The organism is Stieleria bergensis, from assembly GCA_007745635.1.
Taxonomy (GTDB): Bacteria; Planctomycetota; Planctomycetia; order Pirellulales; family Pirellulaceae; genus Stieleria; species Stieleria bergensis.
Genome location: CP036272.1, coordinates 1,245,719 through 1,259,944, shown reverse-complemented (window position 1 = coordinate 1,259,944; position 14,226 = coordinate 1,245,719). Strand labels below are relative to the sequence as shown.

The 14,226-nt window shown below is 55.7% G+C and carries 11 protein-coding genes; all 11 read right to left on the bottom strand.

Annotated features, from left to right (window positions below; genetic code table 11):
- Positions 1–155: 155 nt before the first annotated feature.
- The 11 genes from SV7mr_RS04110 to SV7mr_RS04060 all read right to left on the bottom strand — a co-directional run bounded on the left by SV7mr_RS04110 (position 156) and on the right by SV7mr_RS04060 (position 13,876).
- Complete coding sequence (locus SV7mr_RS04110) at positions 156–854, bottom strand: methionine-R-sulfoxide reductase (protein ID WP_145269479.1); 699 nt, start codon at positions 852–854, stop codon at positions 156–158.
- Positions 855–960: 106 nt separating this feature from the next.
- Positions 961–2,265, bottom strand: coding sequence for a prepilin peptidase (locus tag SV7mr_RS04105; protein ID WP_419188071.1), 1,305 nt, complete (start codon positions 2,263–2,265; stop codon positions 961–963).
- A gap of 74 nt (positions 2,266–2,339) precedes the next feature.
- Positions 2,340–3,545 carry an FG-GAP repeat domain-containing protein gene (locus tag SV7mr_RS04100; protein WP_145269477.1) on the bottom strand — a complete coding sequence of 402 codons (1,206 nt, stop codon included), beginning with the start codon at positions 3,543–3,545 and terminating at the stop codon, positions 2,340–2,342.
- Positions 3,546–3,845: 300 nt separating this feature from the next.
- Entirely contained in the window at positions 3,846–5,018 is a 1,173-nt protein-coding gene (locus tag SV7mr_RS04095) for a phosphoglycerate dehydrogenase (RefSeq protein ID WP_145269475.1), read from the bottom strand.
- A gap of 65 nt (positions 5,019–5,083) precedes the next feature.
- Entirely contained in the window at positions 5,084–6,196 is a 1,113-nt protein-coding gene (gene serC, locus SV7mr_RS04090) for a 3-phosphoserine/phosphohydroxythreonine transaminase (RefSeq protein ID WP_145269473.1), read from the bottom strand.
- A 151-nt stretch (positions 6,197–6,347) separates the two neighbouring features.
- Positions 6,348–6,968: an NYN domain-containing protein gene (locus SV7mr_RS04085; RefSeq protein WP_145269471.1), complete on the bottom strand. Its 621-nt coding sequence runs from the start codon at positions 6,966–6,968 to the stop codon at positions 6,348–6,350.
- A 76-nt stretch (positions 6,969–7,044) separates the two neighbouring features.
- A complete protein-coding gene (locus SV7mr_RS04080) occupies positions 7,045–7,935 on the bottom strand; it encodes an FHA domain-containing protein (protein WP_145269469.1) in 891 nt (296 codons plus the stop codon).
- A 351-nt stretch (positions 7,936–8,286) separates the two neighbouring features.
- Positions 8,287–9,909, bottom strand: a complete 1,623-nt coding sequence (locus SV7mr_RS04075; RefSeq protein ID WP_145269467.1) for a serine/threonine protein kinase — start codon at positions 9,907–9,909, stop codon at positions 8,287–8,289.
- An 806-nt stretch (positions 9,910–10,715) separates the two neighbouring features.
- The gene (gene truA, locus SV7mr_RS04070) at positions 10,716–11,504 is read right to left on the bottom strand and encodes a tRNA pseudouridine(38-40) synthase TruA (protein ID WP_145269465.1); all 789 of its coding nucleotides are present in this window, start codon (positions 11,502–11,504) and stop codon (positions 10,716–10,718) included.
- 17 nt (positions 11,505–11,521) lie between these two features.
- Entirely contained in the window at positions 11,522–12,541 is a 1,020-nt protein-coding gene (locus tag SV7mr_RS04065) for an aspartate-semialdehyde dehydrogenase (protein ID WP_473163690.1), read from the bottom strand.
- A gap of 138 nt (positions 12,542–12,679) precedes the next feature.
- Complete coding sequence (locus tag SV7mr_RS04060) at positions 12,680–13,876, bottom strand: formylglycine-generating enzyme family protein (RefSeq protein ID WP_145269461.1); 1,197 nt, start codon at positions 13,874–13,876, stop codon at positions 12,680–12,682.
- Positions 13,877–14,226: the final 350 nt, after the last annotated feature.

Here is a 14,226-nt window from a genome sequence, read left to right as displayed (position 1 = left end):
AAGAGATTCAGGAGAGTGTCAAACGAAAAAACCTCCCTGGACGGGAGGTTCATCGCGTAGAGATTGGACACACCAGTGAATCGGTCGCAGGCGTCAAGCGGTCGGCAGGGGGCGATCCCAGTGACGAGGCATCCAAATGCAGCCGAATGCCGCTGCTACTTGTCCTTGTTACGCTTTTTTTCCAGCTTCAAAACCGGTGGCAGCGGCTCGTCGGCGGGGACCAACACCATTGAAATGGTGTTGACGCAGTGACGGGTGTTTTTCTCGGTCAACTGCTCGCCCTCGAAAACGTGCCCCAGGTGGCCGTCACAGTTGGCGCAAACGATTTCAACTCGGTAGCCATCGGCGTCCAGATGTCGCTTGACGGCACCGTCGATTTCGTCATCAAAGCTCGGCCAACCGCAGTGACTCTTGAATTTGTCGGTACTGTAATACAGCTTGGCATTGCACTGGCGACAGACGTAAGTGCCTTTATCCGTTGTATTGGTGTACCCGCCATTGCTACGTGGTTGCGTGCCTTTGCGTTTCAAGACATAGGCTGCGGCTTGGCTGAGCGGGTTGTACTTGTCGACCCACTTCACTTCCTGCTTTTTGGTGTGGTCGATTTTTTCCGTTTTCTTATCGCTCACTGATTTTGCATCCTGATTGGTGGATTCACTGGATTCGTCATCGGGCTGCTCGCTGGGTGCTGCAACAAGCGTCAGACCGTCTAGCTCTAACGGCGTTGCAGAAAGCTTTTCATCAACTCCAATGAACCAACCCAACGCGGCGATGGCCGCAATGCCGCAGCCCCAACGTGCCCCATGACCGAAGATTGACCGCGGGCGTTTGATCGTTGCAAAGAAACGACTCATCGTACAGAACCTCTTTTCGATTTGTATTTGATTCGTTGAAACGGACAGTTCTCGTGGCAAAGGCTTGGCAATTCGGTCAGACAGACATCCGCCAAAACCTGGCCATTTATTCGTGTTCGGATTGTTGGGTGTGCCGGGCGTAAAGGGCATCACCAATCAATCGATAAAAGAACAGCATCACTCCCATCATACCAAGCAAGGCAAGGAATAGCCAAATCAACAGACTCGCCATCACCCCTAAGGTGGGAATAAACCATTCGCCAACCATTATCGGCCAAGCCAAAATGGTCAGCAATGTGGCAACGCATAGGTAAGGCCCAAACGGCAAGGGCTTATTGCCAACCAAAACCAAATGCACCAACACCACTAACAAGGCAGCAAACGGCGAGAGAAAAAAGGCCATCGTGGCGCCCTGCCAACCAATAAACGCCCCAATCATCGCCATCAGTGTCACATCGCCAAACCCCATCGCTTCCTTTCGCAAGGAAAGACTGCCGACGATGCGAATCAACCAAACGATCCCCCCTCCGACCGCTAATCCGATCAAGGAATTTAGTAATCCAAGCCAATGTCGATTGCCGGGACCGAGGGAATACACATAACTGATCCCGATCAAACCGGCCACCCAAATGCCCAGCAATCGCTTCCACGCGCTGCGACGCACCAACGAGGCCATGAAGTAAGCCACCGCTTTCAACCAGCCATGCCGCAAAATCACACGACGATTGCTGAGTGCAAAGCACCACATTGTCCAAATGCCCATCGCCACTCGCAGTCCGCGTGCTGACCACCAACTTGGATCCGGAGCGTAAGGCAAAGTAAACCAAGTCAGGTCAACGGTTTTCGACGTTCCGTCTGGGAACGAAACATAAACCACTGGAATGAACAGTTCCCACCAAATCGCCGCACAGACCAAGGCAATGATCGTGCCGGGCACCGTCAAGATGTCGGGGATCGTATATTCGTCAAAATCGATAAACGTCGCCGCCACCATCAGCAGCAATAAGATCAGATGAAAGGCGTAGATACCGCTCATCAGGGCTTCCAGCCTGGCCAGGCTGGCCGGAGCGCGCAACTCTTCGGGAACCAGCATCCCGCTCACAACATACCAGTCATAGAGCAGCGGCAATGAGACCGCCAAAGCGACTTCGATCAGCAGCGGCCGAATCCAAAATCCCTTGCCGTGCACGGAAACTTGACGCCGCAGTGCCAACCAACCGAGCACGGGCACATAGTCCATCCATCGCTTGGGCCCGGCTTTCTCATCAGCGGGGCCCCAGGGCCCAATTGGCCGCGGAAAGTAACAGCGCCGATAAATCAGGTGGTTCGCCACCGCCCCCATCAGCAAACCAAGCACAGCCAGCAGCCCATAACGAACGGCAATCGGCAAACTGATCCAAGCGTCAATCAAAGCACTGTCCAAGAATGATCTAGCGGTCGGGGAATAGTGCTAGTTTAGCACGCCCAAACTCATTGGCAGAACCATCAGGGCTGCTGGTACCAAACCACACCCAAATTCTGACGTTCTTCACAGGTCATGACGTCTAGCTTGCCATCCCCATTCAAATCCACCAGCTCCATCCGATCAAATTTAACAGCAGCCGTTGGATCAATCACCGACCAACTGGCTGGTTGACCAGCCGTCACAGCGTCACGAATCCAGATCCCTGGAGCCGACTTTTGTTGACCAGCCGCTGTATTGAAGGTCATGACCACACGACCATCAGGAAAGGCCTCGATGGCCTTGCCATTGACAATGCCGCTGGGATGCGTGATCGAGTCAACACGCCAGTCTTCGCCAAGCTCGGTTGCCGTCGCATCGAGCGAAGCCTCACCGCGCAAAGCAATCAGACAACGCTGCCGGTTGGCGGTTAGAAACATCACTTCCCTGCCCTGCCCGGCAATCGGAAATTCGGTCCACACGCTGGTGGTCAGATTCAGCTGGCTGAGTTCCGCTGGCTGTTTCAACCACCCGGCTCTGGACTGGGAGCCTTTGCGATCGCTAAAAACGATGTCCAACCGGCCATCGCGATCCATATCCACCGCTCGCAGCGACATCACCCACCCGGCATCCCGCAGCCGAATCACCTGCCAAGCCGACAAGTCGCGTGCGGTTGCTGCCTGAGCATCACTCGGCGACAACAGCAACGTGATCGAAGCCTTTGCATCCTTGGACGCAACAACGATCGCCGTGCGGCCATCGATCTTGCCCAACGGCATGGCAAACATCCAACGCTGGCCATCAAGCGCATCAAAGGCCGCTGTGGACCATCGATTGCGGTCAAGCAACTCGGTCTCGTGACGCGTGTCCTTGGTGTTGTTCCAGTGAACCAAGACTTGCCGCCTGCCGCCTTCATGACAACTGACCACGTCCAGCCTGCCATCACCGTCAACATCGATCGGCACCGCGTCTTCTGGAGAGGCCGCTTTCGCAATCGTCACTGCAGGCCAAGGCCTGTCAGCTTGATCGGGTCCTGGATTGACGTACAAACGCACCAACCCAGACTCTTCCCAACCAGTGGTCACGTCAGGCAAACCGTCACCATTAAAGTCCCCTAAGCGAACCCCATCGGCACCGCGAAAGGAATCGTCGAGACAGTGTCGCTGCCAAGGCTCAGCCGCCATCACCGGCAAGACAAACAAGAGGGACAGAGACGCGAGCGGAGTCCAGAAGAGCAACAAGCGAGCCATGACAAGGTTCCCTATTTCGGATCAGCCGCATGGGCGCTAGCCGCGGTTTCTTTCTCAGCAACACCCTTCCGCCTCGCGGAAGGTTCGGCCGTTTTGTGGTCGTGGCGTGATGATCACTCTGCAGATTTGCAAGCCGCGATCATCGATTGTTTCAATGGCCGGCCGGGAAGGGGTTTATTTGCAATCGGTTTGCTGTTGGCATTGCCAACAGCTCCCACTCTCACCTGGCTGAGGCTCGACTCTCCCGCCAGCGGGAGAGTTCGGTCAACAAATCATCTGCCACGGTGGCGTTAGCGGTTTCTACTTACCGGTTAGATGGCGAACGGCCAAGATGCCTTCGATGGATGACAAGGGCTCCAGGGCCGCCGGATCGACGCTGCCGTCGAGATCAATGATCGTGTAGGCATAGTCGCCACGAGACTTGTTCACCAGCTCGGCAATGTTCAAGCCGGCGTTGGCCAGGGCGGTACTGATCTGACCGACCATGTTGGGAACATTCTTGTGCGCCAGCGTGACTCGGTCACCCGAACCTCGCGGTGCCACGACTTCGGGGAAGTTGACTGAGTTTCGCACGATGCCATCTTCCAAGAATTCCTTGATCTGATCGGCAACCATGATGGCACAGTTCTCTTCGGCTTCGCCAGTCGAAGCGCCCAAGTGTGGGAACGAAATCACTTTGGGGTGGTTCAGCAGTGCACCGTTGGGAAAGTCGATGACATACCCCGACAGTTTGCCGGAATCCAGCGCCGCCAGGACGGCTTCGTCATCACAGATCCCACCGCGTGCCAAGTTCACGATCACTGCGCCATCGTTCATCGATTCGATGCGCTCTTTGCTGACCAATCCCTTGGTTGGCTCGATCAAGGGAACGTGAACGGTCACGGCGTCACATTGGCTGAACAAGTGATCCAGGCTGACGGCCTGTTCGATGTTCCGCGACAGACGCCAAGCATTTTCGACACTGATCAATGGATCATAACCGACGACTTTCATGCCCAATGCGCTGGCGGCGTTGGCAACTCGCAAACCAATCGCCCCCAGACCGATCACGCCCAAGGTCTTGGAATGAATTTCACGCCCCACGTAGTTCTTCTTGCCAGATTCAACGGCGGTTGAAATCGTGGCGTCATCGCCTTCCAGGGTCTGAGCGAATTGCATCGCAGGAAAGATGTTCCGCGACGCCATCAACAGCCCAGCCAACACCAATTCCTTGACCGCGTTGGCGTTGGCACCAGGTGCGTTAAAAACGGGGACACCCCTCTCGCTCATCTTGTCAACTGGAATGTTATTGACACCTGCACCGGCGCGACCAATGGCTTTGACGGTTTCAGGAATCTCCATCTCATGCATTTTGAACGAACGCAACAGAACGGCATCCGGCTGACTGGATTCGGAGCTAATTTCGTAGCTTTCGCGAGGAAGCCGTGAGAGTCCTTTGACGGAGATATTGTTGAGCGTCAGGATTCTGTACATCGCCAAAAAAATTGGGTTGAAAAGGAAGGGAAGGATCAAACAGGCAAAGAGATGCGTGGCAAGGACTAGGCGTTTTTGCTGGCAAAATCGTTCATCAGTTGGGCCAGCGCCTTGGCACCTTCAAGTGGCATCGCGTTGTAAACGCTTGCACGAATGCCGCCGACACTGCGGTGACCTTTCAGGGCGACCAAGTCATTGGCGGCAGCTTCGGCGATGAAGGCCGCTTGCAAGTCATCATTTGGCAACGTAAAGGTCACATTCATCAGCGAGCGACAATCTGGCTTGGCGTGCCCGGTGTAGAAACCGCCTGATTGATCGATCGCATCGTAGAGCAAGCTGGACTTCTGACGGTTCAGCTTTTCGATGGCTTCTAATCCACCGATGTCATCCTGCAACCAGCGAGCGACTTTCCCCAGCACCCAGATCGCAAAGGTGGGTGGCGTGTTCCATTCTGAATCAGCATCAGCGTGATTCTTGTACTGCAGGTACCCTGGCAAGGTTTTGCTGCCTCGATCCAGCAGGTCGCGGCGAATGACGACAACGGTCACGCCAGCCGGGCCGGCATTCTTTTGAGCACAGGCATACATCAAACCATACTTGTTGATGTCAACCGGCTTGTGCATGAAGTCGCTCGAAGCATCACAAACCAGTGGCACTCCGGCCGGGCAAGCGGGCTCATCTTGAAACTGCACACCTTGAATGGTTTCGTTGTTGCAGAAGTACAAGTACGCTGAATCATCGCTGACGCTGTAGTCACCACTGCCTGGGACATGGTTGAAATTGCTTTCCGCAGCGTCATAAACGACGTTCACGTCGCCTTCTTTTTTGGCCTCAGCGATCGCTTTCTTGCCCCAAACGCCAGTTTGAATGTAGGCCGCTGACTTGCCGCTGCCAGCAAGCAGGTTGGCAGGAATCATCGAAAACTGAAGCGCCGCACCGCCTTGCAGAAACAAGACGGCATAATCGTCACTGATGCCCATCAGCGAACGAACCGTGTTCTCGGCGTCGTGCAAGATGTCGATGAAGACCTTGTCGCGATGACTCATTTCCAGCAGCGAACAACGCGATCCTGGCAAACACATCATTTCGTCGCGAACCTGTTCCAAGACAGAAACAGGTAACACTGCGGGGCCGGCCGAAAAGTTGTACGCACGTTGCGTGGTCACTGCGCTGCTCATCGCTTTACTGCATCATTAATGAAGGAAAGAAACTCCCATTCCGCAGCGGCGCGTCAGCTCCTGAACCCAGAGGGGCAGAACGACCGCCATGACTGCGGGCCAGGATTCTAAGTCGGAAACGTCAGATTCGGAAGGAGCAGCAGCAATCATCCTACGGATTGTCCGAATCCGGACCAAATCCGAAGGCATCCAACCACTGATCGACCTCCTCGGGACTGTCAATTCGCGGTTTTTGCCCGCGCTGAACTCGGTCACCTGCAGAGGCAGAATCCGAGCCTGATTCCTGCTGCGATCCGTTGCCCGAGCCCCTCGATTGACGCGCCGCCTCGCGGGGAATCGGCACCGCTAACCCAATCTGGCCGTCAAGCAATCGATCCAACCATGGCTGTGAATCATAGAAACGAGCCCCACGAGCCTTGGCAGCACGCTGAATGCGATGGTCCGATGACACCACCGTCAGCCGCTTGGGCGTGTGATGCTCCCGAATGAGCTCGATCAATAAGTCATCCGCCGAGGCATAACCCACCGAAAATCGGACGTCGATGCCGTGGTGAGCATAGCGCTGCGGGCGATCCTTGGGAGGATTGGCGGCGTCGAAAATGACCGCGGTCTGCTGACACAACCAGTCGCCTAAAGGGTCGACCAGATCTCGCAATAAACCCTCACGATTGCGTTGCAACCAACGCGGATCGGGACGCCTGGATGCCGCACCCGAGCGGAGCCCCGGTTGTGAGAGATTGTAGCCATCAATGAGTAACAGTTTTGGCTTCACCGGTGACCTGTGCTTTGGAGTTGACGGGCCAACAAGCTGAGTTCACCCCTGAGCCGCTCGACGGTCGAACCAACCACTAGTCCAATTCACTGCGGACATTCACTTTCACTTCGCCCTGCTGCGACGATTGATAGAAGTGGTAACCCAAAATCAAAACCGATGCCGAGAGCAGCACCACAGCCAGCGGGAGCTTCCAACCGCTCTCGCCAAGCGAAAGATTAGCGATGAAGGATGACCCAGACTTCGCTTTCTTGAACTTGGCCGGCTTCGATTTCTTTGTCCGAGGCTTGGATTTCTTTGCGTCAGGCTTGGTCGCCGAGCCAGTCGCCTGCTTTGAAGGGGCGGGAGCATCGCTGCCGCCAGCGGCGGTCACAAGTGTGTCGCCAAACTCCTGATCTCCCTCGATCTCACCAAACAGATCCTGGCCTCCAGCAGCCTTGCCAGCGTCATTGCCCGCAGCCTCTTCGGACTCAGGCTGGAACTTATCACGAATCGCCGAGTAACGTGCATCCTGCTCCGCTTGGTCTTCGCCATCTAAGAACGAGGCGACGTCGAATTGCTCAAACGACTGAGGAGTCTCGCGATCATCGGCTTGCTCGGTGTTCTCGCTGTTGCTCTGGTCTTGAGCTGGCGGTTGCTCCGCAGGATCAGCGGCAAAGGCCAAGCGAAATTCAACTTTGCCGACTCGCAGCAAATCATCGTTCCGCAACACGACCCAGCGATGCGGTTTGATTTGTTTATCGTTGACGAAGGTCCCGCCAGTGCTTTCCAGATCCATCACTCCGATCCCGTCACTGTTGTGCAACAGCAAGCAATGGCGACGGCTCACCGAGCGACTCTTGGGACGGATCTGGCATTCAGGATGCCTGCCCACCAAGTAGTAACCAACCTGGAGCGGCGCAGCCGTACCAGCCCGGCTTCCCTGGGTCATGATCAATTCGACGGGCATCGAAGAACGTTGAAGCACTGAAGGATTTAACTATTTAAATGGGCGATTGAGTCTGACGGACAGCGTCTTCTAAACCAGGCATCATGATTGATCTGCCAAGCAAGCAAAATGCAGATTCTTGAAAAATCGTTCGCTGATCGCTGCTTTCAGTTTGCGTATCTTAACACGATCAATGAAATCTGACGACACCTGACAACAAACCAGCCCAAAGGAAGGGCCCCAAAGCCACCCCACAAAGTCCTCCTGCGATCTTGCTGCTGACACTCATTCTGCCAACACTTTGTTACCGCAGAGAGGCAAAATTCATGAAGATCACGCCAGATCAGGTCACTCGCCTGGCGGCCAGCCGACCATCGACTGGGAGAGCCTCTAATTTTCAACAACGATGACCTGGCGTCCATTGCCCTCCGTCGACTTCAATTGCGTGCGACTCTTTTCCTCGCGAGTCAGCTGATAGACGGTCACTCCAACAACCACCACAAGCGCCAGAACCGCAACCGCCAACCCGATGCCCAGCAAAATGTTTTGCTGGGCGTCCTGGGAACGCGTTTGTCTGGCTGGGGGAGCCGCAGGTGCATTTGGCATGCCGCCAGCAAACGTCGCTGAGGTCGGCGTCTGAAATTGAGGCTGCGGCATAGCCTGTCCGTTAACCGCAGGCCCCGACCCAGACGCCAACCCCAGTGGAACCGCAGGCGCCGATCCCGGGGCAGCCCCCGGTGATGAACCCGGTGATGAACCCGGTCCAGAAACGGGGACACCCAAGGCTTCCATCGGTGGCAAACGATCGAAATCAATCTCCATGGGCTCGGCATACATCGACGCGCCAGCTTCTCGCAGCGGACCGCTATCGTCGATCGATGCCGTGAAGCTAGAAGAATCATCCGCAAAGGCTGTGTTGGTCGAATCGCCAACCGGGCGATTGGCAAGCTCGCCTCGTGAATCACTGAACCCCGAGAGACGCTTCATTTGCGACAGCAATTCAGCGGCACTGGCCGGTCGATCCTCGGCACGTTTGCTCATCATCCGCTGAATCAAGGCACTGATGGACGGCGGACAATCGGACCGCAACTCTTTGACCAGTGGAACCTTCGCCGTCTGATGCTTCGCCAAACGCTGAGCCACAGAAGTACCGGTATACGGAGTCTTGCCGGTCAACAGAAAATACCAGGTGCATCCAAGTGAATAGATGTCCGACCGTGCATCGGCTGACTGACTGTTCACGGCCTGTTCCGGAGCAATGAAGTCGGCGGTGCCGGTCAACCGATTCGGCGTATCATTGCCATCGGCCGAATAGCCGATCCGAGCCAGTCCCATGTCGCTGACCTTGATCACGCCATCGGAGCGCAACATTAAGTTGCTAGGCTTGATGTCTCGGTGAATGATGCCGCGCTGATGAGCATGAACCAAAGCCTCGGTGGTCTGAATCATCGCATCCAAAGACTCGGCTGCAGACATCACACCGTCTTTTGCGACAGCGCGATGCAGGTCATGCCCCTCGATATATTCCATCACGATGAACAGCTTGCCATCAGACTCGGAAAAGTCGAAGGCCTGCACAATATTCGCATGCTCTAGTTTTGCGCTCGCCCGGGCTTCTTCTTTAAACCGAGCAATCCGACGCGGGTCGCGCGATGCTTCAGCAGGCAGAATCTTCAGCGCCATCTGGCGACTCATCACTTCATGCTTTGCCAAAAACACAACGCCCATGCCGCCCTTGCCTAGCGGCCGCAAGAGACGATAGTTCCCCAAATGAAAACCACGTGACTTGCCAGAAAGCAGTTTGCGGGACTGCCAACGAGTGAGCAAATCAGCGCCCACCAAACCCTCGGCCAAACGTTCCGGAGAAAACAAGTTCCCCCGCACACCATCAGCCATCAGTGAAACGACCACCTTTTTAATTTCATTGATGCTCACCAACTCGGCGTGAATCACCCGGCGCACGAACTCCTTCGTCGCATCGTCTAAGATCGGTTCGGTGGCGTTGGTCGTCATTAACTTGCGGCTTCCTTAATTCACACACACGTTCAGTGGCATCACTTTCGGTGGCGGGCCCTATTATTAAGTACAGACCTGCCCACATCGTTAAGATCCCGTGTAGACAGCGTGTTCATTTGCCGTAGAAGCGATGGCAGCAGGTTTCGCCCAACCGTCTGGCGCGTTGACGCAGTTTGGCGGGGCAAACAACCACCCCCACGACGGTTGGTCACAGACGTTTTGGCGTTCGCAACGCCCCTTCAGCAACAACCTCCCGCTTGCGGGAGCGGTTTGCGGTGGTGGTTTGCGGTGGTGGCGCGCTGATGGATGCGAAGATTTGCAAGTCGGAGGCTTCGCTTGTCTCAAGGCCGGCCGGGGAGGGTTTCGTTGTGGCTGGTTGGCGGTTGGCGTTGCCAACCACTTCACACTCACCTCGCTTAGGCTCGACTCTCCCGCAAGCGGGAGAGTGCAGTCAACGAATTCTCCCATCAGCAACACTGCTTGTCTCAATGCCGGCCGGGGAGGGTTTCGCTGTGGCTGCTTGCGGTTGGCGTTGCCAACCACTTCACACTCACCTCGCTTAGGCTCGACTCTCCCGCAAGCGGGAGAGTTCAGTCAACGAATTCTCCCATCAGCAAAACCGGTTGTCTCAAGGCCGGCCGGGGAGGGTTTCGCTGTGGCTGCTTGCGGTTGGCGTTGCCAACCACTTCACACTCACCTCGCTAACGCTCGACTCTCCCGCAAGCGGGAGAGTTCAGTCAACGAATTCTCCCATCAGCAACACCGATTGCCTCAATGGCTGGCGGCTCACGGGGACGCCGGTCCTATTTGGATTCAATCGTGGCAGCAAAACCGGGTAGGTAATACACTTCCTTGAGAAACAAACCCTGCGGCGGCGCAGTCTGGCCGGCGTAGATTCGGTTTTTCAGAGACAACACCTCTTCGACCCAGCTCGCTGGATGCTTGCCAAAGCCAACTTCCACCAGCGTGCCAGTGATGTTGCGTACCATGTTGTACAGAAATCCGTCGGCTTCCACTTCAATGGCCAGGTGACCATTGCGTTCATAGTCATCCTCCACAATGACTTGGCAGTCGCGCACATCACGAACGCTGGTTTTTCGTTTTGCCCCAGTCGATTCGAAGCTTGAAAAATCACGATGCCCAATCACCATCGCAGCCGCCTGCTTCATCGCCTCGATGTCCACGTGCTGCCGAACGCGCCAGCGATAGCGGTGCTCAAACGGATCGCGTTGGCCACGAACCTGCAATTGGTAACGATAGCGTTTGCCTTGGGCATCACGAATGGCATGAAAGTCATCATCTGCGGCATCAACGCGTTTGACAACAATGGTGTCAGGCAAGCGCGAATTGATCGCTCGCATCAACGCGGTTTCGTCGGCCTTCCAAGCTGGCATTCGCAGGCTTGCGACCTGCCCGAGGGCATGAACGCCAGCATCGGTACGACCGCTACCGGTCACCGTGACCTTTTGCCCGGTCGCTTGCCGAGTTGCCAGTTGCAACGTGCCTTGAATGGTGGGCTGATCTGGCTGAACTTGCCAGCCAGCGTATTCAGTGCCATCGTAAGCGATCGTCAGGGCAAAGGTGCGTTGCAATGATTCAACTCGATCGATCAAGCAGAAGCCACAGAGGACTGTAGAAGTTCAGCGATTTGCACGGCATTGGTCGCGGCCCCTTTTCTTAGGTTATCGCTAACGCACCAGAAGGCAATCCCATGCCCATTACCACTGATGTCTGCGCGAATCCGGCCAACAAACACATCGTCCTTGCCGACGCAGTCCTTGGGCATTGGATACTGTTTGCGATCGAGGTCATCGACAACGGTGATGCCCGGAGCCGCATTGAACAGCTCAATGGCTTTTTCGACGCTGATCGGTTCTTCGGTTTCCACCAAGATTGATTCGCTGTGTCCGGTCATCACAGGCACTCGAACAGCGGTGGGACAAACTTGAATGTCTTCATCACCGAGGATCTTACGAGTTTCGTACACCATTTTCATTTCTTCGCTGGTGTAGCCTTGATGCTTTTCGCCGCCGATCTGTGGGATCAGGTTGAAACCGATCGGATACTGGAAGGTTTCCGGTTGATTGGCGCCGCCATCGAGGTGCGCTCGGACGCTTGATTCCAATTCAACGTTCCCCGCCAAGCCTGCACCGCTAGTGGCTTGATAGGTGCTGACGACCACTCGTTTCACTCGGCAGGCTTGATGCAGGGGAGCCAGTGCAACAACCATCTGCGTGGTGCTACAGTTGGGACTGGCCAGAATGCCTTGGTGTCCGGCGATGGCCTGAGGATTGACTTCGGGAATGATTAGCGGGACGGTAGGGTCCATCCGCCAGAAACCACTTTCATCGACAACGACGGCGCCTTCTTTGACGGCATAGGGGGCGAAATCTGCCGAGACTTCATCGGGCGTGCTGGCGATCACCAAGTCCACGTCCTGAAACGCCCCCGGTGCGAGCAATTCGATCTTCACCGTCTGGTCTTTGACCTGAACCTCGCGTCCCACACTCCGCTGGGATGCTAACAGTTTGATCCGTTTGTAGGGAAAATCTCGGTCAGCCAATTGATCCAAAACGATGCGTCCAACAGCACCGGTAGCACCGACAACAGCAAGAGTCTCAAACACGATTCAGGGGGTGGGTTAGAGGGTGACGATCGAAATGCAGACACAATCTATCGGTCAAAGGTTCTAATCAGAAACCCCTTGATTTCCAATGGCTGATCCCCAAGAACCCCTGGCGTGGGCCCCTCGGCGGATGAAAAATCCTCACTTCTCCTCGATTTGTTTGATCGCGGCGGGCAAGCCGGGGTCGACGGGACCGAGCGCCGAACGTCCATCTTTCAAGCGAGATTCGACATCTCTTTGGACATCCCGGTCCTGTGGTTGCCAGAACTTGGTGATCGTCGATCGGTCGAGCGGGCGGTAGGATCGAAACAAACGAAACCCCACTCCTCGGGCCGGATCACTGGTCAACCACCAAGGGCTCTGAGGAAAGCAAGGGTCGTTGTCTTTCCACTGATCACTGGACGCCAATCGCGAGGCGCTGCGCAAATGCTGGGGAGCCATCTCCCAGCTGCCACCACGGACAACGCAGGGCGACGAAGCGGTGGGCCAAGACACCAATTCCGTGGCGTTGATGCTCGGTTTCGCTGCGACGCCCGCGTAACCCTCGGCGGTGTACGCGTTGACGGTCCACTCCGCGACATTGCCGTGCATGTCATGCAGACCAAACCCATTGGCTAACTTGGTTCCAACTTGACCATAGCCATCTTCGCTATTGTCAAAGTACCAGGCATAGTCGTCGATCTTGTCTATGCCGTCTCCCCAACTGAACGCGGTCTGGGTTCCCGCGCGAGCGGCATATTCCCATTCCGCTTCGGTGGGCAAACGGTATTGCTGGCCCGTCAACAGACTCAGCCACTTGGTGAATTGCTGAGCCGCATACTGAGTCATGGTCACTGCGGGCTGTTGGTCATCGTCGCCAGCCGCGAAGGTAAGATTGACCGAGTACAAGATGGTCGGCGCTGTGACGACGTCAACTTGATTGCGTTCATTTATCTCGCGCTGACGCTTGAATTCAAATTGCTTGAAGGAGTCGTACAGCTGCATGTACTGCTTGTACACACCCCAAGTCACTTCAGTCTTTGCGACCCACATCGGATCAACCTTGACGCGCACCTGCGGCCCTTCGTCCCCTTTCCTGTTGGCCTCTCCATCCGGGCTACCGAACAAAAACGATCCACCAGGAACGGGAACCATTTCAATCGTTCGCTCCGTCCCCGGCACGCGAAACTGATACGGCACCATGAACCGATTCTCAGCAACCTTCACTGCAGGTCCGCTGGCTGGCTTGACGGACGAGAGACCTGGAGGCATTGCTTCGGCATGCAAGCAAGAGCAGTGAACGCCAACGCTGACCAGCACGCACGACGCAAGCAACCGCAAGATGGATTGAACCAACATCGAGACCTCCGAGAGATAGAAGACAACAGAACGGGGAATCCACTCAGTTTCCCCCAAAAAGTGCTTCACGCATTTTAGTGGCTTCTGGCGACAGAAGTGGTCCGAATCAAGGCGTCTAATGTGACGCAGATTCGTCAAACGAGTCGAAGCGGCATCTTACCGCTTTCTCAGTCGCCACGCTCGCCACAGCAGGGAGATCACTTGCTGCGACATGATTGATCACGCTTCTACCGCCTGGCGAGGAGTGGCTGCCGGAAAGCTTCTGTGTTCCACCGTCTGGCGATCACTTGAAGCCTCTGCAGGCTGGCGACAGCAGTGGGGCTGAATTCCTTTCGTCCTTCGCTGTAAAA